Annotated in this window: 23 protein-coding genes; 15 read left to right on the top strand and 8 right to left on the bottom strand. The window is 59.2% G+C overall.

The features are described 5' to 3' along the window. Positions 1 to 220: 220 nt before the first annotated feature. The 5 genes from KQP88_RS21035 to KQP88_RS21015 are packed head-to-tail and all read left to right on the top strand — an operon-like array spanning position 221 to position 5216. Positions 221 to 781, top strand: a complete 561-nt coding sequence (locus KQP88_RS21035) for a type 2 periplasmic-binding domain-containing protein (RefSeq protein ID WP_216704091.1) — start codon at positions 221 to 223, stop codon at positions 779 to 781. Next, positions 768 to 1973: a DUF6421 family protein gene (locus tag KQP88_RS21030; RefSeq protein WP_216704090.1), complete on the top strand. Its 1206-nt coding sequence runs from the start codon at positions 768 to 770 to the stop codon at positions 1971 to 1973. The genes KQP88_RS21035 and KQP88_RS21030 overlap by 14 nt, the downstream gene beginning before the upstream one ends. Then, on the top strand, positions 1970 to 2911 hold the full coding sequence (locus KQP88_RS21025; RefSeq protein WP_253950508.1) for a DMT family transporter: 942 nt from the start codon (positions 1970 to 1972) through the stop codon (positions 2909 to 2911). The genes KQP88_RS21030 and KQP88_RS21025 overlap by 4 nt, the downstream gene beginning before the upstream one ends. Before the next feature lies 1 nt (position 2912). Continuing rightward, entirely contained in the window at positions 2913 to 4163 is a 1251-nt protein-coding gene (locus KQP88_RS21020; protein WP_216704089.1) for an ATP-grasp domain-containing protein, read from the top strand. 33 nt (positions 4164 to 4196) lie between these two features. Beyond that, the gene (locus tag KQP88_RS21015; RefSeq protein ID WP_216704088.1) at positions 4197 to 5216 is read left to right on the top strand and encodes a branched-chain amino acid aminotransferase; all 1020 of its coding nucleotides are present in this window, start codon (positions 4197 to 4199) and stop codon (positions 5214 to 5216) included. Positions 5217 to 5267: 51 nt separating this feature from the next. On the opposite strand, the gene KQP88_RS21010 is transcribed toward KQP88_RS21015, so the two are convergent. Further along, the gene (locus KQP88_RS21010; protein WP_216704087.1) at positions 5268 to 5750 is read right to left on the bottom strand and encodes an Lrp/AsnC family transcriptional regulator; all 483 of its coding nucleotides are present in this window, start codon (positions 5748 to 5750) and stop codon (positions 5268 to 5270) included. 151 nt (positions 5751 to 5901) lie between these two features. Between KQP88_RS21010 and KQP88_RS21005 the strand changes: the two genes are divergently transcribed. Further along, positions 5902 to 6942: a zinc-dependent alcohol dehydrogenase family protein gene (locus KQP88_RS21005; RefSeq protein ID WP_216704086.1), complete on the top strand. Its 1041-nt coding sequence runs from the start codon at positions 5902 to 5904 to the stop codon at positions 6940 to 6942. Between the two features lie 22 nt (positions 6943 to 6964). Here KQP88_RS21005 and KQP88_RS21000 read toward each other — a convergent pair whose 3' ends face one another. Both KQP88_RS21000 and KQP88_RS20995 read right to left on the bottom strand, forming a co-directional pair. After that, a complete protein-coding gene (locus KQP88_RS21000; RefSeq protein ID WP_407681846.1) occupies positions 6965 to 8137 on the bottom strand; it encodes an endonuclease/exonuclease/phosphatase family protein in 1173 nt (390 codons plus the stop codon). A 36-nt stretch (positions 8138 to 8173) separates the two neighbouring features. Continuing rightward, positions 8174 to 8824, bottom strand: coding sequence for a YciC family protein (locus tag KQP88_RS20995; RefSeq protein ID WP_216704084.1), 651 nt, complete (start codon positions 8822 to 8824; stop codon positions 8174 to 8176). Positions 8825 to 9211: 387 nt separating this feature from the next. Between KQP88_RS20995 and KQP88_RS20990 the strand changes: the two genes are divergently transcribed. The 4 genes from KQP88_RS20990 (at position 9212) to KQP88_RS20975 (ending at position 12572) form a co-directional block, all read left to right on the top strand. Then, the gene (locus KQP88_RS20990) at positions 9212 to 9898 is read left to right on the top strand and encodes a DUF2076 domain-containing protein (RefSeq protein ID WP_216704083.1); all 687 of its coding nucleotides are present in this window, start codon (positions 9212 to 9214) and stop codon (positions 9896 to 9898) included. 141 nt (positions 9899 to 10039) lie between these two features. Beyond that, the gene (locus KQP88_RS20985; RefSeq protein WP_025261919.1) at positions 10040 to 10516 is read left to right on the top strand and encodes an NYN domain-containing protein; all 477 of its coding nucleotides are present in this window, start codon (positions 10040 to 10042) and stop codon (positions 10514 to 10516) included. Positions 10517 to 10545: 29 nt separating this feature from the next. Continuing rightward, complete coding sequence (locus KQP88_RS20980) at positions 10546 to 11157, top strand: 3'-5' exonuclease (RefSeq protein WP_200994728.1); 612 nt, start codon at positions 10546 to 10548, stop codon at positions 11155 to 11157. Between the two features lie 86 nt (positions 11158 to 11243). Further along, complete coding sequence (locus tag KQP88_RS20975; protein ID WP_216704082.1) at positions 11244 to 12572, top strand: DEAD/DEAH box helicase; 1329 nt, start codon at positions 11244 to 11246, stop codon at positions 12570 to 12572. Between the two features lie 75 nt (positions 12573 to 12647). Here the strand turns inward: KQP88_RS20975 and KQP88_RS20970 are convergent, their stop codons facing one another. Next, positions 12648 to 13934 carry a TIGR03862 family flavoprotein gene (locus KQP88_RS20970; RefSeq protein ID WP_216704081.1) on the bottom strand — a complete coding sequence of 429 codons (1287 nt, stop codon included), beginning with the start codon at positions 13932 to 13934 and terminating at the stop codon, positions 12648 to 12650. A 141-nt stretch (positions 13935 to 14075) separates the two neighbouring features. Between KQP88_RS20970 and KQP88_RS20965 the strand changes: the two genes are divergently transcribed. After that, positions 14076 to 14315 carry a CopG family ribbon-helix-helix protein gene (locus KQP88_RS20965; RefSeq protein ID WP_117182192.1) on the top strand — a complete coding sequence of 80 codons (240 nt, stop codon included), beginning with the start codon at positions 14076 to 14078 and terminating at the stop codon, positions 14313 to 14315. Beyond that, positions 14305 to 14589 (top strand): type II toxin-antitoxin system RelE/ParE family toxin, encoded by a 285-nt coding sequence (locus KQP88_RS20960; protein WP_200994714.1) that lies wholly within the window; start codon positions 14305 to 14307, stop codon positions 14587 to 14589. Before KQP88_RS20965 ends, KQP88_RS20960 begins: the two co-directional genes overlap by 11 nt. On the opposite strand, the gene KQP88_RS20955 is transcribed toward KQP88_RS20960, so the two are convergent. Then, positions 14578 to 15507, bottom strand: a complete 930-nt coding sequence (locus KQP88_RS20955; RefSeq protein WP_216704080.1) for a histone deacetylase family protein — start codon at positions 15505 to 15507, stop codon at positions 14578 to 14580. The genes KQP88_RS20960 and KQP88_RS20955 overlap by 12 nt on opposite strands. Positions 15508 to 15627: 120 nt before the next feature. On the opposite strand from KQP88_RS20955, the gene KQP88_RS20950 reads away from it, so the two are divergent. From KQP88_RS20950 to KQP88_RS20940, 3 genes are all read left to right on the top strand, one after another. Continuing rightward, entirely contained in the window at positions 15628 to 16197 is a 570-nt protein-coding gene (locus tag KQP88_RS20950; protein WP_200994712.1) for a GNAT family N-acetyltransferase, read from the top strand. Between the two features lie 88 nt (positions 16198 to 16285). Further along, positions 16286 to 17155, top strand: a complete 870-nt coding sequence (gene tesB / locus KQP88_RS20945) for an acyl-CoA thioesterase II (protein WP_025261913.1) — start codon at positions 16286 to 16288, stop codon at positions 17153 to 17155. Further along, entirely contained in the window at positions 17152 to 17745 is a 594-nt protein-coding gene (locus tag KQP88_RS20940; protein WP_216704079.1) for an HAD family hydrolase, read from the top strand. The genes tesB and KQP88_RS20940 overlap by 4 nt, the downstream gene beginning before the upstream one ends. A 51-nt stretch (positions 17746 to 17796) precedes the next feature. Here the strand turns inward: KQP88_RS20940 and KQP88_RS20935 are convergent, their stop codons facing one another. The 3 genes from KQP88_RS20935 to KQP88_RS20925 form a co-directional block, all read right to left on the bottom strand. Then, positions 17797 to 18786 carry an alpha/beta hydrolase gene (locus KQP88_RS20935; RefSeq protein WP_216704078.1) on the bottom strand — a complete coding sequence of 330 codons (990 nt, stop codon included), beginning with the start codon at positions 18784 to 18786 and terminating at the stop codon, positions 17797 to 17799. Between the two features lie 4 nt (positions 18787 to 18790). Then, on the bottom strand, positions 18791 to 19675 hold the full coding sequence (gene ypfJ, locus KQP88_RS20930) for a KPN_02809 family neutral zinc metallopeptidase (RefSeq protein WP_200994709.1): 885 nt from the start codon (positions 19673 to 19675) through the stop codon (positions 18791 to 18793). A gap of 81 nt (positions 19676 to 19756) precedes the next feature. After that, on the bottom strand, positions 19757 to 21034 hold the full coding sequence (locus KQP88_RS20925) for an MFS transporter (protein ID WP_216704077.1): 1278 nt from the start codon (positions 21032 to 21034) through the stop codon (positions 19757 to 19759). Positions 21035 to 21073 lie beyond the last annotated feature (39 nt).

Raw genomic sequence — 21073 nt, 5'->3', positions numbered from 1 at the left:
GCCGGATGACCCACTGATCGCAGAGCCGACTGCACGGGTGAAGCCCCGAAAATAAACGACAAAGGTTGGCGTTTTGTCAGGGTTTTAGGGGACTTTGTTTTTTTGCTTTTGTTGCGCCGAGAAAATTCCTACAGTAATTTGCACGCCGCACAGCAGTCTTGAATGGATTGCATTAATGGATTAGCTCGCCACAAGGTGGCACTCACAAGGAAGTCATCGCATGCCGACTGCCAGTAGTCCGACTATTTATACGCTTGGCCCTGAAGGCACTAATTGCGCAACTGCTGCTCAATGGTGGTTCGATTCTCAGGGCAATAAAAAGCATCCAGGAGCTACTGCGCCGCGCATTGTTCTTCATGAAACCCTCGAACAAGCCTTTGATGAACTGGCAGAAAAGCAGGACGGCTATCTATTGAGTTGTGCCGCCTACCCGGACTTGCACACTCTTATCTTTACCCGTCTGGGCGACATGGAATTGTGTGACAGTTTCATCATGCCGACTCATTCCATGGTTCTGGCCAGCCGTGCTCCGCTTGAGCAGATCAAGAGCGTGGCCACTCATCCGGCACCTCAATCTCTGGTGGCCAGCCAGTACGACAAGATTTTTGCCAATAGCAATGCCGATGCCGCCGTGCTTTGCAGCGCAGGCAAGGCCGATGCCTGTGTCACCACGGTAGTGGCCGCTGATCGGCATGAGTTGAATGTCGTCGAGGACTTCGGTCAGGTGCCGATGGCATTTCTGCTCCACTCGCTGAAGCGAGCCGACCATGCACAAGGTTGATCCGGCAGGCGTCATCGTCTCACTCGTCAATGAAATACGGGCCCGGCAGGAACTGGACGGGAGCATCCAGGAGCCTGGGGCTGCGGATTATGCGAAGGTCAATGGGCTGATCGCAGAGCTGGATCGCCAGGCAGGACAGATCGACGGGCTCTCTACCGACTTGCTGGCGGCGACGCTGGGGGATCTGGGGCGTTGGGTTCAGGACGGACTACATCAGCGCCCGTTGTTCGACAAGACGCTGGCGCATTTCAAGACGCCATTGCCCGGTGAAGCATTTTTCTTCATGGCTCCCATGCGCGCCACCAACGGGCCTGATCCTGAAGGATTCCGGCTTGAACTTGTGACCGGCTATCGCAGTGAAACGCCTTATCTGGCCGATGCCGGGCAGTATACGGAACACTATGTTGCACCTTTTCAATGCATTAAGTTAGGCGCTGCATCGAGAGGTTTTTCAGAGGGCAACTGTATCGTTCTGTTTCCCGAGTCGGTGGCGGCTGAAAATAAAGTGGATAAACAGGCCTTTGCCCTGTTTTTCTTCAGCAAGTTTTTTCATATTTATAACGGCCAGACATTACTGGAAGCGGATCGGCTGTTTGGGGCTGATAGCGAGTTTCTGTTCGGCCAATTAAGCAGTCGCAAGATGTCCGAGGCGGATATATATGATGCTCGTTGCCTGTGGGGTTATTACCACGATTATGCGCACCATACTGGCCCCCGTCCTCTGGACAAGAACCTTTATATCAAGCTGAACTGGTTTACCGGTCTTCTAGAAGAAACCAAGTGCGACCTGATCACGGTGCGCCTGTTGCAAAAGCATCGCCCCGACTTCTGGCATGAGGTTGTCGAGTTCATTCTGCTTGAGCGTATGTTCCGCTATCCCAAGGGCTCGGAGCGGCACATGACGTTCGATGCCGGGACGGGCATTCTGCTGTTCGAGATTCTGGTCAATGCCAAGGCCTTGATCGAGGATGAACAGGGTCGTCTCAAGTTCGACAGCGTGCGTCTCGGCGAGCAGATTTCGGCAGTGATTTCCGATATCGAAGCATTGGAATCACTGGATGACGAGGCTTATCTGGCCGGTGCCAGGGAGTATGTTCACAAGCATCTGGGCATGCCGGAAACGCCGCAGGCTCGATTCAACTTTCCGGCCTCGCAGTATGCGCGAAGGGTGCTCGAGGAATCGTCTCGTTGAACGCCTTGAAAGGGCGGTTGCTGTTGTTCACCGTTGCCATTCTGGCGCTGTTTTCGGTCAGTTGGCTGTTGTCCAAGAACCTGATCGGCAGCATCCCGGTGATGCATGCCGTCGGGCTTCGGTTGTGGGCAACAACGGTGGCGCTATGGCTGATTGTGGCTGTTCGTGAGCCGAAGGACTGCGCCTCCGTGCCATTGCGCTCAAGATTGCCGGGCTTTTTCATCCTGTCGATACTGGGTTTCTCCCTGTATTTCGCCAGCAGCTTTGCAGCGCTGAAAACATTGAAAGCCAGTGACCTGACCATGGTTCTGGCGATGATCCCGGGCATCACCTACCTGCTGGGTTTTCTGTCCCGCAGCCTGGGGTTTTCCTGGTTGAAGCTCAGTGGCGTGCTGATCGTCAGTGCAGCGGCATTGGCCTTCAATGCGAGCGGTAACGAAGGCGGGGCAATCAGTCCGGCCGGTATCGTACTGGCGTTGGTGGCGGCGTTTTCCTATGCCGTCTATGGCCTGTTATCCAAGCGTTATTTCAAGGACCTGCCGTTGCTCACGTCGCTGGCCTGGGTGACGTTGATTTCTGCCGTCACCTTCCTGCCGCTGTTTGTCCTCGATCCTGCCCCGCTGTTTGCGCTGAACCTCAGCGATGCCCTCAAGGTAATTGTTCTGGGAGCCGCCTGCTCGGCTCCGGTTTACGTGCTGTATCAGAAAGTTCTGGCTGAAGGTGGCGTGCTGTATGCCAACGCCATTGGCTTGCTCGCACCTTTTGCAGTGGTCGCCGGTGAATGGCTGATTGGTGCCGGGGCGATGTTGAGTGGCGTGAAAGTCATTGCGATGGTGGCGGCCGTGATCGGTATCACTCTGTTATTTGTCGATGCATCGGGTAGCACCGGATGGCATTTGAAACGACGCTCCCCCGATTCCCGGTTAGTGAGGAAATAAAATGAAAAAGCTGGCGTTGGTTTGCCATCGCAGTGCCAAGCTGTCGTTCGTCTTTGAAGCGGCACAAGCGGCCGGTATCGAGCTGGTACTGATTTACGACAAGACCGAGCATGCGCCGGCCCAGTTGCCCGCGGTCAGCTCGACATGGCAGTTGCCTGTTTTCGACGAGCCGGAAGCGGCTCTGGAAGCCTTCGCTGCAGGCGTGGAAGAGCGTGGCATCGGCGGTGTCATGACGGTTCGCGAAGAGGCGATCATCTGGACTTCCCAGGCAGCGAAAAGAATCGGTACGCCCGGCATTGAGCCCGAAGTGGCAGCACTGGCCCGCAACAAGTACCTGATGCGCCAGGCGTTTGCCGAGGCAGGCTTGAGGTCGCCGGGCTTTCGCTACATCGACAACCCTCAGGATCTTTCGCAAGTTCATGCCCTGGGCCTGCCTCTGGTGATCAAGCCGCTTTCCGGCTGGTCGAGTACCGGTGTGATGCTGGCCCGTTCCGCCGAAGAACTGCCGGGTCTGATCGAGGCCGTATGGGATGTGCAGAGCAAGGATCTGGCGCGTTTCTACGACAAGGACAAGGCCGTCGGGCTGGTGGTCGAGCAATATCTGCCCGGCAAAGAGTTCGTGGTGGAGTGCTTTGTCGATATCGAAGGCGTGCATGTGCTGGCGGTCGGCGACAAGGGCCAGCCTGAAGGGCCGTGGTTCGAGGAAACGATCTATCGCCAGCGCCGGGATATCGATAATCCACTGATCGTGGCCTTGTGCGACGCCGCACGTGAAGGGGTGAAAGCCCTGGGCATCACCATGGGGGCCGCACATGTGGAGCTGCGTCTGGATGCTGGTGATCAGCCTTATGTCATCGAGATCGGTGCCCGCATCGGCGGCTCCGGCGTTTCCCATTTTGTGGTGGAGCAGAGTACCGGCGTCTCGTTCGCCAAACTGTGCATGCATGCCGCCCTGGGCTTGCCGACCCCGGCACTGCCCGATGTGCTGCCGACAAGCAAGGTGGCTGCGAACTACATCATTCCTTTGCGCGGTGATGGCCGTTTCAGCGGGTTCTCGGGGCTGGACAAAGTCGAGCAGCACCCGGAAACCGCACGGGTCGTGACCTTTTTCGAGGCCGGACACGTTTCACCGCCTCCTCCTGCCTTTGGTGGTTATCCGGGCTTCATTTTCTCGGTTCATGCCTCGGATGAAGCTGCTCATGCCTATCACCAATGGCTCGATGAGACGTTGAGCATCATCTGGAACCAATGATCACCGAGCGTCACCCTCATCAGGAATTGAGACATGGAACATCCGCAACTGGATTGGAATAACCTGGGTTTCAGCTACAGGAAAACCGACTTTCGCTACATTTCGCACTGGCGTGATGGCGAGTGGCAGGAAGGCTATCTGACCGAAGACAACCTCCTGCATATCAGTGAAGGTTCTACGGCGCTGCATTACGGCCAGCAGTGTTTCGAGGGGATGAAGGCATACCGTTGCAAGGACGGCTCCATCAACCTGTTTCGACCCGATCAGAATGCTGCGCGCATGCAGCGCAGCTGCTCGCGGTTGTTGATGCCGACGGTATCCACCGAGCAATTCATCGATGCCTGCAAGCAGGTGATCAAGGCCAACGAAAGATTCCTGCCACCCTACGGGACTGGCAGCTCCCTGTATCTGCGGCCTTACGTGATTGGTGTCGGCAACAACATCGGTGTGCGCAGCGCGCCGGAGTTCATTTTCAGCGTGTTCTGCATCCCGGTCGGCGCGTTGTTCAAAGGCGTGTTGCAGCCCAGCAATTTTGTCATTTCGGGCTATGACCGAGCCGCTCCCAATGGCACCGGCGCAGCCAAGGTCGGGGGCAACTATGCCGCCAGCCTGCTGCCCGGCACCGAGGCGCGGGAAGCCAGTTTTGCCGACTGTATCTATCTTGACCCGCTGACCCATACCAAGATCGAAGAAGTGGGCTCGGCCAACTTTTTTGCCATCACCCATGACAATACCTTTGTCACGCCTCGTTCACCTTCGGTGCTGCCGGGTATCACCCGCGCTTCGTTGATCGAGCTGGCCCAGAGTCGCCTGGGGCTCAAGGCCGTGGAAGAAGATGTTCACATCGACAAACTGGACCAGTACAAGGAAGCGGGCGCTTGTGGAACGGCGGCGGTCATCACACCGATTGGCGGCATCCACTACCAGGATCGGCTGCATGTCTTCCACAGTGAGCATGAAGCCGGACCGATTACCCAACGTCTGTTCAACGAACTGACGGGGATTCAGAACGGCGATATCGAAGCGCCTGCGGGCTGGATCGAAAAGGTCTGAAGCGTCAGGGGAGGCGGCAAGCCGCCTCCCACTTCAGTTGGCGATTAGCCTCTAGAGACTCAACAACTCCGTCACCGGCAACCGATTGGTCGTCTTCAATTCCCGCAATGAAAGATTCGAGCGAATGCTCGACACGCCCGGCAGTTTCCTCAGGACTTTTTCAACGAACCGGCTGTAGCTGTCCAGGTCTTTGGCGACGACCTGAAGCAGAAAGTCCGCCTCGCCAGTGGTGTTGTGGCAGCTGAGTACCTGAGGTGCCGATTCGATGATCTTCTCGAATCGGGCGGTGGCTTCTTCGCTGTGGTCGGTGCAGGAAATCTGCACGAAAGCCATGACGCCGAGCCCCAGTTTCTTGCGGTTCAGGATGGCTTGATAGCCTTCGATCACGCCGCATTCTTCAAGGCGTTTCTGCTTTCGCCAGCAGGAGGCTTCGCTGAGTGAAAGCTGCTCTGCGAGTTTAACGTTCGAGAGTCTCCCGTCTCGCTGCAATCGATCAGAGATTGCAATATCTACCTTGTCCATTGCCTCGATCATGAGGGAATCCTTCATTTATATGTTTTTAATGAAGGTTAATTTCATAACTCGCGCCCGGTCAATTGCAACCTGAAAGGTAATTTCAGGGTGTTCATTCATAATTAATGCCCTAACTTTCGTTGTCGTGTCTGTCCCAGCAGAGGTGTTTTTCATGAAAGCTGTTGTCTACGAAGCCTTCTCCAGGCCGCCGCGTCTCATGACTGTCGAAGACCCGACTCCAGAGCCTCATGGCGTGGTCATTCAGGTGCGGGGCACAGGCGTGTGCCGTAGCGACTGGCATGGCTGGAAGGGGCATGACCCGGACATTCAGTTGCCGCATGTCCCTGGGCATGAGCTGGCCGGTATCGTGGCTGAGGTGGGTAAAGACGTCACGAAATGGAAGATCGGTGATCGGGTGACCGTGCCGTTCGTGGGTGGCTGCGGGGCTTGTCCGGAGTGCAGCAGTGGTAACCAGCAGGTCTGCCACACTCAGTTTCAGCCGGGTTTCACTCACTGGGGTTCATTTGCCGAATACGTCGGTATCCACAAGGCTGACCTGAATCTGGTCGCGCTTCCCGAGCGCATGGATTTCGCGACGGCGGCCAGCCTGGGTTGCCGCTTCGTGACTTCGTTTCGGGCGGTGGTGGATCAGGGCAGGGTTACGGCGGGTCAGTGGGTCGCTATTCATGGCTGTGGAGGTGTAGGGCTGTCGGCCGTCATGATTGCTCAAGCCGTCGGTGCCAATGTCATTGCCATCGATATTTCGGATGAAAAACTTGAGCTGGCCCGCTCCCTCGGCGCTGTGGCGACGGTGAATGCCAGCCGTGTTGCAGACGTCACCGAGGCCGTTCTGGAAATCACCAGGGGCGGTGCTCATGTTTCGCTGGATGCTCTGGGCCATCCGACCACCTGCTTCAACTCCATCAATAACCTGCGTCGTCGCGGCAGGCACGTTCAGGTCGGGCTGATGCTCGCGGATCACGCCAGGCCGGCCATTCCCATGAGCAAGGTCATCGCGTATGAACTGGAGATCTGCGGCAGCCACGGCATGCAGGCCCATCGTTATGACGCGATGATGGACATGATCAGCTCCGGCAAACTGTCCCCGGAGAAACTTGTCGGCAAGACCATCAGCCTGGAGCAGTCCATCGACGCTCTGGTGAACATGGATCGGTTCGAGACGGCAGGTGTCACCGTTGTAACGGAGTTCTGATCCCGACCTTTGATTACTGAGGCTAGCGCTCGGGCAACAGCTCGGAAGCGTTGGGCTTCTCTTCCAGTACGGGCAACAGAAACCGCCCGATCACCGGCAGGTGATCCGAAATCAGCAGCGTGTCGTCACGGCGAACCCTGGCCCCGATGCGCTTCAGTTTCGGGCTGTGGAACAGGTAGTCGACGGTTCTGTCAGGCCCGCTGACTCGCTTGTCGTTGGGGAAGAAGGTCAGCCACTGGTTGCGGTCGATACCGCTGGCTTCGCTGTTGCTGGGGATCATCGGGTATTTGTCCCACAGAGCATGCAGTTCGCTGTCGGGGTTGTAGGGTGCCTGTTGTTCGGCGGGCAGGCGCTGGTACTGGCCCAGCGGCAGCAGGTTGAAATCACCGCCGATCAGCCAGGGCGTGCCGCTGCTTTCAAGGGTGTCGAGCAATTTGCCGGTGACCTGTATCTGGCGCTGCAGCGTGTCGTCGCCACGGGCTGACTTGCTCAGGTGGGTGTTGATGACGGCAAGCTGTTCGCCATCGCGCAAGGGCAGGTAGCTCACCAGCAAGGCGGGTCGCGGCTTGAACTGACGGCTGATGATGTTGGTGTCAGGCAGCGGCAGTTGCAGCCGTTCGGCGTGATCGATGCGATAGCGGCTCAGGGTCGCCAGTTTCATGCCGACGCTGCCGCGGATGTGCAGGTCCGGGATGAAGTCGGCTTTCCAGTAGAACGCCTCGGTGCTGCAGGGATACAGGTCCGTGACTCGCTCCTGAAGCAGGGCCAGCTGGTTCTGATAGTCGGCATTTTTGGCGCCGTCGCTGACTTCCTGCAGCAACACGACATCCGGCTGTTCGTCCCGAATGACGCGTGCCACTTCATCGAGGTCGTAGGCAATATCTTCGTGGGTCGGGCGCTCGTCTTCGCCGCTGCCATCGGCCATGTCGTACCAGAAGACGTAACGCTTGCCCGCCAGATACTGGATGTTCCAGGTCATGACTTTCAGCGCCTGGCCCGGCACCAGCGGTGGTGCCTGTGAGGTGCAGATGGCCGTGACCGGCTCCCGGTCTTCGGGACGCCAGGTCAGGCTATGGATCATTGCCAGCACAAGGCCGGTCAGGGTCAGGGCAATGAGTGTCAGGCGCAAGAGTAAACGGGGCATCGGCTCGGCTTGGAGCGCATGGCGCTCGGTCTCGGGTTCGCGAACGAGGATAGCCGAGCTGCCAGTATCTGGCAGCCGTTTCGTGGCTCAAGCCTTGTTCGCAGGTTCGCTGATCAGCATGAACAGGCGGAATATCACGACGGTAATGAACAGTTGCAGGAAGCTGCCGATGCTGTCGAGTATCAGGGATACCGCAGGGCTCTGGGGCTCCGGGAACAGGTAAAGCCCCAGGCCTTCGAGCAATGACAGGGGAATGTAGACACCCAGCACACAGGCCAGAATGCGCATGAAATGGCCGGTGGTCATCAGCATGCTTTCGCGCATCGCCATGAAAGGCGTCAATTTGCGCATCACCAGCAGGTACTCGCTGAAAGCCAGCTTGACCATCACCCACAGGCCGGGAATGACGAACAGCGACAGCCCGAACAGAATCAGCAGTGTGCTGATGGCCGACAGCACGGCGAAGGTCGGCCACAGGCGCAGGGTCATGGCCAGCAGGTCTCTGGTCGCAGGAGCCTCGCCTCGCGTGCGGGCATCGAGAAACAGAATCAGGGCGCCTGTATAGAGCGGATAGAACAGCAGGCCGATCAACAGCTCATAAGCGAAGGGGGCTTCAGTGCCCAGGGCCTGTTTGGCCAGGGCTTCAAGCACCACCAGCGGCAGGCACAGCATCAGGATGCTTCCCAGGTTTCGCCGGAAGAAGTACAGCGAGTCCTGGATAACGTTCAGCGGGTTCATGTGGATAAGTCGCAGGCAAAAAAGCAGGCGACACTGTAGCCCATGCCTTTTGTCGAACCAAGAGTGGCAATGACAGGGACGGGGCTAATGTCGATCAGTTAAGACATATCTATCACTTGTGGGAGGGGCCTTGGCCGCGACGACCCGCTGAAGCCAACACATTTTCAGCGCCTGACTGCTGGCTGTCGCGGCCAAGGCCCCTCCCACGGATTGTGACTCTGCCACCTGTTTTTTGAACTCAGCCTCTTAACTGATCGGCATTGGCGCGGGGGCTTTCTTAACTTTTTGTTCATCCGGTTGAAGCGCGCTTGTCCAGCCCCATTACTTGAGTTAAGTCCACTCATTCGACTGGACGAAGATTTCCAACGGCAATCCAGCGAGGTCGCCATGAACAGCGAAGAGCAAACCCTGATCGACGAACTTTTCTCCAAACTGAAAAGTGCCGAAACAGCCTCGGCTCCCCGTGACGCCGGGGCCGAAGCGCGGATCAAGGAGCATCTTGCCCGCCAGCCCGGCGCTCCTTATTACATGGCGCAGGCGATTCTGGTTCAGGAAGCGGCAGTCAACCAGTTGAATCAGCAGCTCAGGCAGCGTGACGAGCAGATTCAGCAGCTTCAGGCCGAACTCCAGCAGGCCAGAGGCCAGGCTTCGTCTGCCCCGGCCAGTGGTGGTTTTCTGTCGAGCATCTTTGGCGGCAGCACCTCACGTGCTCCGCAGTCTCAGCCTGCCCCGACCTCCAGTGGCGGTGGCTGGCGTGATGGTGCCGGTTTCAACCCGCCACCTGCGCAGCAAAGTGGCTATGTACCACCCCCAGTAGCGCCAAGAGGAACAGGTTTTCTCGGCGGTGCCCTGCAGACCGCAGCCGGTGTGGCGGGCGGTGTGATGCTGGCGCAAGGTATCAGCAGCCTGTTTGGGCACCACAGCCAGCCTGAGGAAATTGTCGAAGTCATTCACGACCAGCCCATGCAAAGCAATGATTCGGGCAATTGGGGGCAGCAGGATCAGCAATACATGGCCGATGACAACTATGACGATGGCGGAGGCATGTTTTCGGACGATGACTCCTTCGTCTGAGTCGCAATGGTGTCGCGGGCAACCTGCTTCCATGGCGCTTGGAGGTGGTTTGCCCGTCGCTGCTTGAGCCGCGGTCTTTTTCATCTCATGGCATACTGCTGCACCGGCTGACGAATTTTGTCCGCGTCATGAGGAATTGCGGTGAAGAAGATCGCGGTGTTTGCTGATGTACAGAACCTCTATTACACCGTGCGCCAGGCGCATGGTTGTCACTTCAATTACGCCGCGTTGTGGGCGGACATCAGCTCGCGCGGGCAGATAGTCGAGGCGTTTGCCTATGCCATCGATCGTGGTGACAGCAAGCAGCAGCAATTCCAGCAGATCCTTCGCAACCTGGGATTCACCGTCAAACTCAAACCGTACATCCAGCGCAGTGATGGTTCGGCCAAAGGCGACTGGGATGTGGGGATCACCATCGATATCATGGACGTCGCGCCGCAGGTGGATGAGGTGGTGCTGGCGTCCGGTGATGGCGATTTCGATCTGCTGCTCGAACGCATCATCGCCAAGCACGGCGTCGAGGCTGTGGCCTACGGGGTTCCTGGGTTGACGGCCAACTCGCTGATTCGTGCCGCCAGCCGCTACATTCCCATCGAAGGCGCGTTGTTGCTCAAATGATGGCCATTTTTTAAGGATTGCACCCCGTGTTGGAACGTATCGCTGTCATTGACTTTGAAACCACCGGTATCTCCCCCGGCCATAACTGCCGGGCTACCGAGATTGCCGTGGTGATCATGGAGCAGGGGCGTATCGTCGATCGCTATCAGAGCCTGATGAACGCCGGGGTGCGTATTCCAGCCTTTATCGAAGGCCTCACCGGAATCAGCAACAACATGATCCGCACCGCGCCGTCGGCCGAGCGGGTGATGAATGATGTCTGTGATTTTGTCGGTGCAACGCCGCTGGTGGCGCACAACGCTTCATTCGACCAGAAGTTCTGGGACTACGAACTCTCGCGCATCCAGCGTGCCCGCGAGCAGAGTTTCGCCTGTTCGATGCTGCTGGCGCGCCGCCTGATGCCGGGCGCACCCAACCACAAGCTCGGCACCCTCACCAGTTATGCCCGCCTGCCCAACACCGGCAAGGCTCACCGGGCCATGGCCGATGCCGAAATGGCCGCCAACCTGACGGCTTACCTGACCAACGAACTGCGCCAGACCCACGGGATTGCCGGGGTTTCCCATCAGTTGTTGTGTTCTCTGCAGAAAGTCCCTGCGGCAAAAATCAGCGAGGCGCTCAAGCGTCAGCGTGGTTTTTAGCCTTATCCAACGGTGCAAGCCGAAGCAGCAAGGTGCCGGACAGGGTAAACTGCGCGCCTTGCAGTGAATTTCCCTACGGTATCTCCATGACATTCGCCTCTCTCGGCCTGATCGAACCCTTGCTGCGTGCCCTCGATGCACTTGGCTACCAGACCCCGACGCCTGTTCAGGCACAGGCGATTCCTCCGGTGCTGGCTGGCCGTGACCTGATGGCCGCCGCCCAGACCGGCACTGGCAAGACTGCCGGTTTTGCCCTGCCGCTGTTGCAGCGCCTGACCATGGAAGGCCCGAAAGTCGCTCCCAACTCGGTGCGTGCCCTGGTACTGGCGCCGACCCGCGAGTTGGCCGAGCAGGTGCATGAAAGCATTCGCCAGTACGCTGAACACCTGCCATTGAGCACTTACGCGGTGTATGGCGGCGTCAGCATCAACCCGCAAATGATGAAGCTGCGCAAGGGCGTGGATGTTCTGGTCGCCACGCCAGGCCGTTTGCTGGACCTGCACCGTCAGAACGCGGTCAAGTTCTCGCAACTGCAAACCCTGATCCTCGATGAAGCCGATCGCATGCTGGACCTGGGCTTTGCCGAAGAACTGCGCGGGATTTATGCCGCACTGCCCAAGCGTCGCCAGACCTTGCTGTTCTCCGCGACCTTCTCGGACGAAATCCGCCTGCTGGCCTCGCAGATGCTCGATGACCCTCTGAGCATTGAAGTCAGCCCGCGCAACGTGGCGGCGTCTTCGGTCAAGCAGTGGGTGGTGCCGGTAGACAAGAAGCGCAAGAGCGAGCTGTTCATCCATCTGCTGAAAAAGCAGCGCTGGGGCCAGGTGCTGGTCTTCGCCAAGACCCGCGTCGGCGTCGACCAACTGGTCGAGCGTCTGCAAGGGCTGGGTATCAACGCCGATGGCATTCACGGCGACAAGCCACAGGCGACCCGCCAGCGTGCGCTGGATCGTTTCAAGGCCAGCGAAGTGCAGATCCTGGTGGCGACCGATGTGGCGGCCCGTGGCCTGGATATCGATGATCTCCCGACCGTGGTCAACCTGGATTTGCCTATCGTGGCCGAGGATTACATCCACCGCATCGGGCGTACCGGGCGTGCAGGCCTGACCGGTGAAGCGATCTCGCTGGTCTGCGCCGATGAAGTCGAGTTGCTGTCGGCGATTGAAGTGCTGACCCGCCAGACGCTGGTGCGCAAGGAAGAGCAGGATTTCGAGCCTGAACACCGTGTGCCGACCACCGATGCCAGAGGGCAGATCCTCAAGAAACCCAAGAAGCCGAAAAAGCCCAAGGTTTCAGGCAGCAAGCGCAATCTGGGCAAATGGGTCGACAGTGGCGATAGCGAGCCAGCGCCAGTGGTAAAGGCCGTGCGCAAGGTGCCAGTGTTCAACACCGGACCTCGCAAGAAAAAGCCCTGATCCAATCTTGATCCATCATAAAGATTGTAGGAGCGACTTCAGTCGCGAAGGCGGCAGTGAAGGCAGTGCACTTCTTCAGCCTTCACTGGCCTCGTCGCGAGCAAGCTCCCTCCCACCAAGGTTGTGGGAGCTGCGGCACCACTCAATGATCCCAAGCCCCGCAGCCCGACCGCTGGCAAAGCAGGCAGTCAGCAGGTAGCCGCCAGTCGGCGCTTCCCAGTCAAGCATCTCGCCGGCGCAGAACACGCCCGGCAGTTGCTTGAGCATCAAGCCCTCGTCCAGCCCCTCGAAGGTCACACCGCCAGCGGTGCTGATCGCCTCATCGAGCGGACGCGGTTTGATCAGGGTCAGAGGCAGTGTCTTGATGGCCTGGCTCAGCAAGACGGGATCGGCAAAGGCTTCCTTGGTCGCCAGCTCTCGTAAAAGCGCGGCCTTGACACCCTCCAGACCCAACTGGCTTTGCAGGTGTTTGGACATCGAGCGCGAGCCGCGAGGTTTGCTCAGGGCTTTTTGTACATCGCCGAACGTCTTGCCGGGCAACAGATCGATGTGCACCGTCGCCGAGCCTGCAAGGTTGATCTGCTCGCGAATTCTTGCCGAAAGTGCATAAACCAGACTGCCTTCCACTCCGGTTTCGGTCAGCACGCATTCGCCAAGCCGAGGCGTGTCGTCTGGCAGACCCATGGCGATATTCTTCAGCGGCGCGCCCGCGAACTTGCTGCGCAGCAACTCGCTCCAGGCTGCAACCTCAAAACCGCAGTTGGCGGCCTGCAGCGGCGCAACTTCAATACCGCGCTCTTGCAGCCACGGCAACCAGGCGCCATCGGAACCCAGGCGAGCCCAACTGGCGCCGCCCAGGGCGAGCAATGTGGCATCGGGCTTGATGGCCAGTTCGCCGTCCGCAGAGACAATACGCAGGCTGCCGTCGGCATTCCAGCCCAGCCAGCGATGGCGGTTATGAATCGCCACACCGGCTTCGCGCAGGCGCTTGAGCCAGGCCCGCAGCAGCGGGGCGGCTTTCATGTCGGTGGGGAACACACGACCCGAACTGCCCACGAAAGTCTGAATGCCCAACTCATGAATCCATGTGCACAGCGCATCGGCATCGAAGCCGCGCAGCAAGGGCGCGATCATCGGCGCTCGTTCGGCATAGCGCGACAGAAACGCCGGGTAAGGCTCCGAGTGCGTGATATTCATCCCGCCCACGCCCGCCAGCAGAAACTTGCGTCCCACCGAGGGCATGGCGTCATACAGATCGACCTTGATCCCGGCCTGGCTCAACACCTCAGCCGCCATCAACCCCGCAGGCCCGCCTCCGATGATGGCGACGGATGGGGGCTTCGGGGAGTGAGAGTCGGTCATGGCGAGCGTGATGTCAGTGATAAGAGGCTGGGCATTCTACCCGAGATTCAAATACTGACTTGATTTCGCGATGGGTGATGGATGTAGTACGTTGTATGACAATGTATGGTTATGTACTGCATGTTCTTTCTGGAGGTCATCATGTCCACTATGTCTATACGTATACCTGATGAAATGGCGGCCACCCTTGCCAGCCTTGCAAAAGCTACCGGGCGCACCAAGTCGTTCCTGGCCATTGATGCCTTGCGTGAATACCTCGATCGTGAGGCCTGGCAGATTGCCGAGATTCAGCGCTCGATCCAGGAGGCGGATGCCGGGGATTTTGCCAGCGATGAAGAGGTCGGCGCCGTGATGGACAAGTGGACAGGCAATGCGCGTTGAGTGGCTGAGGACAGCGCTGAAGAATCTCGATGACGAAGCCGCTTACATCGCCGTGGATAATCCGCAGTCTGCCGTTGAGTTCGTGCTCGCCATAAGGGCTGGCGTAGAACAACTGGCTCTTTTTCCTGCGATGGGGCGAGAAGGGCGACTCAGTGGTACTCGTGAATGGGTGTTGCCTGATCGGCCGTACATCATTCCTTATCGTGTTCGCGGCGGATGTTTGCAGATATTGCGCATTTTCCACACCCGCCGTTTACCGCCATCAAGCTGGTAAACCCAACCCCATCTCCACCCAGACCCGCTGCGCGCTGTGATGCAGGATGCCGTGTCGTCTGGCCAGGGCTTCGCGGTCTTTGCTGTAGCCGCCGCCGATAACGCCCATGACTGGAATGTCACGGCCCAGGCAGTGGCGCATGACGGTTTCGTCCCTTGCGGCCAGGCCTTGGTCGGTCAATTGCAGGTAGCCCAGGGCATCGTCCTTGTGGACATCCACGCCTGCATCATAAAGCACCAGATCCGGCTGGTAGATCGGCAGCAGGTAGTTGAGCAGGTCGTCGACGACTTTCAGGTAGTCCGCATCGCCCATGCCCATGGGCAGAGGGATGTCCCAGTCGCTCCGGGCCTTGCGGGCCGGGAAGTTCTTTTCGCAGTGCAGCGACACGGTAATGGCGTCTTCGGTGTCGGCGAGAATGCGTGCCGTGCCGTCGCCCTGATGCACGTCGCAGTCGAAGATCAGCACCTTGCCCACGCGTCCGCTGGCCAGCAGGTAATGGCTGATGATCGCCAGGTCGTTGAAGATGCAGAATCCGGCGGGGTAATCGTAATGCGCGTGATGGGTGCCGCCTGCCAGATGGCAGGCCAGGCCGTGCTTGAGCGCCTGCTCGGCCGTCAGCAAGGAGCCGCCTACTGCTCGAATGGTGCGTCGCGCCAGGTCTTCGCTCCAGGGCAGGCCCAGTCGGCGCTGGTCCTCGCGTGACAGGTCGCCGCTCAGGTAGCGCTGAATATAAGAAGGGTCATGGGCCAGTGCCAGAATATCGGCCGGGCACAGTTCCGGGCGCAGAAGCTGGGTGTCCAGGACCAGGCCGCTGTCGACCAGGTGATCGCGCAGCAGGCGGAACTTGTCCATGGGGAAACGATGGTCAGCCGGGAAGTGCGGGCTGTAGTCATCATGATAGATAAGCGGCAGGGACATTTTTCGTCCGGTCTGGGGTCGAAGCCGGATAGTGCCAGTAATGCAGGCCGTCGCACAGCAACCTTGGGCGTTGACAGGCTACACTGGCGCAATCATTTGCGTGGTACCCGGGAGGAATCGATGGAGCCGATACTCAAACTCGACAGCGCGCGGCTGCTGATGCGGCAATGGCGGGACGATGACCTGCCCACGTTTGCCGCCATGTGTGCGGATCCTCAGGTCATGCGCTACTTCCCCGAACCCATGAGTCGCCTGGAAAGTGCCGCCATGATCGGGCGTGTACGGGGGCATTTCGCTGAGCTGGGCTTTGGCTTGTGGGCACTTGAGCGCAAGGACAATGGAGCTTTCATCGGCTTTACCGGTCTTGGCGTCGTGGGATTCGATGCGCATTTCACGCCAGCGGTGGAAATCGGCTGGCGGTTGGCGCGTGAGCACTGGGGGCTTGGCTTTGCCAGCGAGGCGGCCTGGACCGTTCTGGGCTGTGGCTTCGAGCGTCTGGGGCTGGAAGAAATCGTGTCGTTCACGGCGGTCAGCAACGAGCCATCGCAGAAAGTGATGCAGGCCATTGGCATGCAGCACGATGTGGCCGATGACTTCGATCATCCCGGCATCGAGGATGGGCATCCGCTCAAGCCTCATGTCCTGTATCGAATAAACCGTGAACAGTGGCTCAACACGCTCAAACCCTGATTCAGCCAGCCGCATTAAATTCTGTATCATTTCAACCCTGCCGCGCAGGCCTTGCGCGCGTGGGTATGTTTTGTGCGAGGAGTGATGAATGAGCCAAGTGTTGGATGATCTGGTCGAGCTGCTGACGCTGGAACCGATCGAGGAAAATCTTTTTCGCGGTCGCAGCCAGGACCTCGGCTTTCGCCAGCTGTTTGGCGGACAGGTATTGGGGCAGTCGCTGTCGGCCGCCAGCCAGACCGTAGAAGAAGATCGCCATGTTCATTCCCTGCACGGCTACTTTCTGCGCCCTGGCGATGCCGCCTTGCCTGTGGTCTATCAGGTCGACCGTGTGCGTGATGGCGGTAGCTTCAGTACGCGCCGGGTGACGGCGATCCAGAAGGGCAAGCCGATCTTCACCTGCAGCGCATCGTTCCAGTATGACGAAGAAGGTTTCGAGCATCAGACCACCATGCCGCAGATCGCAGGCCCGGAAAACCTGCCTTCGGAGCTGGAACTGCTGACCCAGCGGGCGCATCTGATTCCCGAAGCCATGCGCGACAAGTTTCTGTGCCCCAAGCCCATTCAGTTTCGCCCGGTAACCGCTGAAGACCCGTACAACCCGAAGCCGGGTGAACCGGTGAAGTACGTCTGGTTCCGTGCCGATGGCACCTTGAAAGACGTTCCGGCGCTGCATAAATACTTGCTGGCCTACGCCTCGGACTTCAATCTGCTGACCACGTCTTTGCTGCCCCATGGCAAGACGGTCTGGCAACGCGACATGCAGGTTGCCAGCCTTGACCATTCGCTATGGTTTCACAGCGATCTGCGCGCCGATGACTGGCTTTTGTACGCCATGGACAGCCCATGGGCCGGCAACTCTCGCGGTTTCTCTCGCGGCAGCATTTTCAACCGCGCCGGGCAACTGGTTGCCTCGGTCAGCCAGGAAGGTCTGATCCGCCATCGCAAGGACTGGTCATGAGCCTCAGGGATATTCCGAACTGGGTATTCGACATGGACGGCACCCTGACCATCGCCGTGCATGATTTCCCGGCCATCAAGCGGGCACTGGGTATTCCGCTGGAGGACGACATTCTCGGACACCTGGCGGCCTTGCCTGCGGATGTCTCTGCGGCCAAGCATGCCTGGCTGCTGGAGCACGAGCGCGAACTGGCGCTGGCGTCCCGACCGGCCGAAGGTGCTGTCGAACTGGTGCGGGAGCTGGCCGGGCGTGGCTATCGCCTCGGTATCCTGACCCGCAATGCCCGCGAGCTGGCTCACATCACCCTTGAGGCGATTGGGATTGCGGACTGTTTTGCGGCCGAGGATGTGCTGGGTCGTGACGAGGCGACACCCAAGCCGGATCCGGCTGGCCTGCTGAAGCTGGCGGGTGCGTGGGATGTATCGCCCGGGCAGATGGTCATGATTGGTGACTACCGCCATGATCTGGATTGTGGCCGTGCAGCGGGGGCAAAGACCGTGCTGGTCAACCTGCCTGAAAATCCCTGGCCAGAGCTGGCCGACTGGCATGTCGCCGATTGTGTGGCTTTGCGGGGGATGCTGGATCAGTGATTTTCGCGAATGAATTCGCTTGTGGGAGCGAATTCATTCGCGAATGGCGAATCAAAACGGCTTGAACAAAACCGCCTGCCCTTCAGGCGAAGTGAAGATCCCGTCACCGCTGTGCCCGACTTTCGGCACGATGATCAGATGCTGGTTCAGCCCTTCCGGGTGACGTTTCTGCAGGTACTTGAAGTAGTTCTCCCCGCGAGTCCGCCTGTTCGGGCCCTGTGCCTCGGCGGCGCAGGTCTTGTCCAGCGCCGGGTGATTGAGATCGGTGTCCAGTTCGCCCAGCAGATAGGTGATATCGCGCTTCACATAAGCCTTTTCGATATCCGCAGGCTTTTCCTTGCCGGAGTAGAACGGCATTTTCTTCAGGCCGTACTTCCAGTCGTCGAAGTTGGGGCAGCTTTGCGCCGATACGGTTTCAGGGCGCTCGGCGTCGAAGTAGGCGTAGGACGACGGGTTGGCGATCACGTAGCGCAGTTTCACGCCTTCACGGTTGAGCAACGCATCTTCCTTGCCTCCAATCATCGCGTAACGCTGCACTACCTGGGCACCGCCGGAATGGCCCGCGATGACAATTTCCTTGAGGTTGGGGAACAGCTTGCTGTCGCTCAGGCGCTTGAGGATATGGTCAATGACGATAAACGAGCTGATCGGCTTGGGGTCCACAGCCGTGGCGCCTTCCATCCAGCTGTTCTGGCGCCAGCGCAGGATCGAGTCGGACAAGTGGTGGGCAACGATATCTTTTTCGTCCAGAAACTGCGGAGCAATCAGCAGGGTCTTGCTGCGCTCCTTGGACTGGTTGGCCGCTCGCTCGATACTGCGCAGGTAGGTTTGCGCATTGCGCAGGCGACCATGCAGCACGATCACGACGCGCTCGATCCGTGGTTTGGGATGAACCCATTCCTGGCTCAGGCCCAGCGTGGCCTGGCTGCCATTGATGGTCAGGCGATCCGGGCTGATCGATTTTACCGCTTGATCCTCGGCATGAGCGCCGAGGCTCGCGAAGGCAGTGCTTAACAACAGGACCATAAGCGGTTTAATCATGTGCTCAGAGACTCTTGGCGGCGAACGTATCGCATTGGTTGATTTGACCTTGTGCAAAGCCGGTCTTGAACCAGCGCACGCGCTGGGCTGACGTTCCATGGGTGAAGGAGTCCGGTACGACCCGGCCACGGCCTTGCTGCTGCAAGCGATCATCGCCAATGGCGTTTGCCGCATTCAGTGCCTCTTCAATATCACCCGGCTCAAGCCAGTTCAAACGCTTTTGTGCGTTGTAGGCCCAAACACCCGCAAGACAGTCGGCCTGCAACTCCTGGCGGACCAGCAGACCGTTATTGCCTTCCATGCGCTGGCCTTGCTGGCGAGCCGTCTGGACCTTGGCTGAAATGCCCAGCAGGGTCTGCACGTGATGGCCCACTTCATGGGCGATGACGTAAGCCTGGGCGAAATCCCCGGCAGCCGAAAAGCGTTGGGACATTTCCCGGAAGAAATCCAGATCCAGATAAATCTGCTGGTCGGCCGGGCAATAGAAGGGGCCTGTGGCCGAAGTCGCGAAACCGCACGCGGAGTTCACCTGACCGCGAAACAGCACCAGAACCGGGTCCTTGTACTGTCGGCCACTCTGGGCAAACACGGCCCGCCAGGTGTCTTCGGTATCGCCCAGCACGCTGCGCACGAACTCGGCCTGCTGATCGTTGGCGGGCGGAGCCTGGCGTGTCTGGGGGCTGACTTGAGAGGTTTGCCGGGTCATTTCACCGGTGAGCTGCCCGAGAATCTGCATCGGATCCTGGCCGGTCAGCAGGCCGAAGGCGACGATAATCACGATGCCGCCCAGGCTCAGTCCCTTGCCACCGATGCGCATGCCGCCACCGCCGCTGCTGCCATCTCGAGCATCGACTACGTTGTCGCTGCGTCGGCCTTTTTTCCACAGCATTCTGAAAGTCCTCCGCTGAACTCTAGGGAGTGTTGCCGGTGATACGTCATTGCGCCAGTCCGGCGGTCTGTCTGGCCAGCATCAGACCGTTTTTGCGCGGTGCTCGTTCTCTAAAGGTGGTGCCGCATCGGCAAAGTGATTGACCCGGCGCAGGCTCTTGAACCCGACCATCCAGGCGCCCACGACGCCCAGGGTGCACAGACCGCCCATGATCGCCGCAGGAACCGGACCGATCAGGGATGCGCTGGTGCCGGCACGGAACTCGCCCAGTTCGTTGGATGAACCGATAAACAGCATGTTGACCGCATTGACCCGGCCACGCATGGCATCCGGTGTCGAGAACTGCACCAGGGCCGAGCGAATATAGACGCTGACCATGTCCGCTGCGCCTGCGATCAACAGGGCAAGGCAGGACAGCCAGAAGAGGGTGGACAGGGCAAACACCAGGTTCGCCACGCCGAACACACCGACTGCCAGAAACATGGTCATGCCGACATTGCGATCCAGAGGCCGCATGCTCAGGTAAACCCCGGTCGCCAGTTCGCCCAGGCTCATGGCGGCGCGCAATGCTCCCAGCCCTTGTGGCCCGAGATGCAGGACTTCATGGGCGTAGATCGGCAACAGGGCCACCACGCCGCCGAGCAATACGGCGAACAGGTCCAGAGAAATGGTGCCCAGAATGATGGGCCGGGAGCGAATGAAGGCGATGCCCGCGGTAAAGCGCTGCCAGGCCCCGTCACCCAGGTCTACAGGCTTGCCTGCAAAAGGCGTTGCGACCCGGCTCAGGCACAGAATGCCCACCAGGAATGAAAGCACGCAGGTCGAATACGTCAGCTCTGCGCCGCCCAGCGCATACAGGCCGCCCCCGATCAGCGGCCCGGCCACGGTGGAGCAGCGCATGATGACGCTGTTGGTGGCGATGGCCGAGGCGAGTTGTTCCCGGGGCACAATCTGCGGCAGCAGGCTTTGCAGCGCAGGCCCTGTGAATGCGCGGGCGCAGCCATAGAGCACGAGAGCCCCGTAGATCAGGCGCAGGTCTTGCAGCTTGAGCGCCGAAAACAGCAACAGGATCAGCCCGCACAGTGCTTGCACTGCCCAACTGATGCTCAGGATCAGCTTGCGGTTGTAGCGATCGATCAGATCCCCGGCGGGCATGAGCAGCAGCAACATGGGGATGAACTGGGCAAGGCCCACATAGGCCAGTGCCATCGGCTCGCGGGTCATGTCATACACCTGCCAGGCCACGACAATGGCCTGGATCTGCATGGCGAAGACCGCCAGCAGTCGTGCAAGGATGAAATTGATGAAACCAGGTGCGCGGGAGAGTTTGACTGAGGCGGCGGGGGATTCAGAACTCAAGACAGTTATCCATCGAAGCGGCGGGTACGCGGGTGCGGT

The sequence above is a fragment of the Pseudomonas lijiangensis genome, from assembly GCF_018968705.1.
GTDB classification, from domain to species: domain Bacteria; phylum Pseudomonadota; class Gammaproteobacteria; order Pseudomonadales; family Pseudomonadaceae; genus Aquipseudomonas; species Aquipseudomonas lijiangensis.
The sequence above is the reverse complement of the archived record's forward strand: the minus strand, read 5'-3'. Positions and strand labels throughout refer to the sequence as shown.

Excerpts from the sequence above, each read along its gene's own strand:
- KQP88_RS20995 (WP_216704084.1), bottom strand. The coding sequence starts at position 8,824 with ATGAACCCGCTGAACGTTATCCAGGACTCGCTGTACTTCTTCCGGCGA.
- tesB (WP_025261913.1), top strand. The coding sequence starts at position 16,286 with ATGAGCCAAGTGTTGGATGATCTGGTCGAGCTGCTGACGCTGGAACCG.
- KQP88_RS21010 (WP_216704087.1), bottom strand. The coding sequence starts at position 5,750 with ATGATCGAGGCAATGGACAAGGTAGATATTGCAATCTCTGATCGATTG.
- KQP88_RS20990 (WP_216704083.1), top strand. The coding sequence starts at position 9,212 with ATGAACAGCGAAGAGCAAACCCTGATCGACGAACTTTTCTCCAAACTG.
- KQP88_RS21005 (WP_216704086.1), top strand. The coding sequence starts at position 5,902 with ATGAAAGCTGTTGTCTACGAAGCCTTCTCCAGGCCGCCGCGTCTCATG.
- KQP88_RS20970 (WP_216704081.1), bottom strand. The coding sequence starts at position 13,934 with ATGACCGACTCTCACTCCCCGAAGCCCCCATCCGTCGCCATCATCGGA.
- KQP88_RS21035 (WP_216704091.1), top strand. The coding sequence starts at position 221 with ATGCCGACTGCCAGTAGTCCGACTATTTATACGCTTGGCCCTGAAGGC.
- ypfJ (WP_200994709.1), bottom strand. The coding sequence starts at position 19,675 with ATGCTGTGGAAAAAAGGCCGACGCAGCGACAACGTAGTCGATGCTCGA.
- KQP88_RS20960 (WP_200994714.1), top strand. The coding sequence starts at position 14,305 with ATGCGCGTTGAGTGGCTGAGGACAGCGCTGAAGAATCTCGATGACGAA.
- KQP88_RS20935 (WP_216704078.1), bottom strand. The coding sequence starts at position 18,786 with ATGATTAAACCGCTTATGGTCCTGTTGTTAAGCACTGCCTTCGCGAGC.
- KQP88_RS20975 (WP_216704082.1), top strand. The coding sequence starts at position 11,244 with ATGACATTCGCCTCTCTCGGCCTGATCGAACCCTTGCTGCGTGCCCTC.
- KQP88_RS21030 (WP_216704090.1), top strand. The coding sequence starts at position 768 with ATGCACAAGGTTGATCCGGCAGGCGTCATCGTCTCACTCGTCAATGAA.
- KQP88_RS20965 (WP_117182192.1), top strand. The coding sequence starts at position 14,076 with ATGTCCACTATGTCTATACGTATACCTGATGAAATGGCGGCCACCCTT.
- KQP88_RS20950 (WP_200994712.1), top strand. The coding sequence starts at position 15,628 with ATGGAGCCGATACTCAAACTCGACAGCGCGCGGCTGCTGATGCGGCAA.
- KQP88_RS21020 (WP_216704089.1), top strand. The coding sequence starts at position 2,913 with ATGAAAAAGCTGGCGTTGGTTTGCCATCGCAGTGCCAAGCTGTCGTTC.
- KQP88_RS20940 (WP_216704079.1), top strand. The coding sequence starts at position 17,152 with ATGAGCCTCAGGGATATTCCGAACTGGGTATTCGACATGGACGGCACC.
- KQP88_RS21015 (WP_216704088.1), top strand. The coding sequence starts at position 4,197 with ATGGAACATCCGCAACTGGATTGGAATAACCTGGGTTTCAGCTACAGG.
- KQP88_RS20955 (WP_216704080.1), bottom strand. The coding sequence starts at position 15,507 with ATGTCCCTGCCGCTTATCTATCATGATGACTACAGCCCGCACTTCCCG.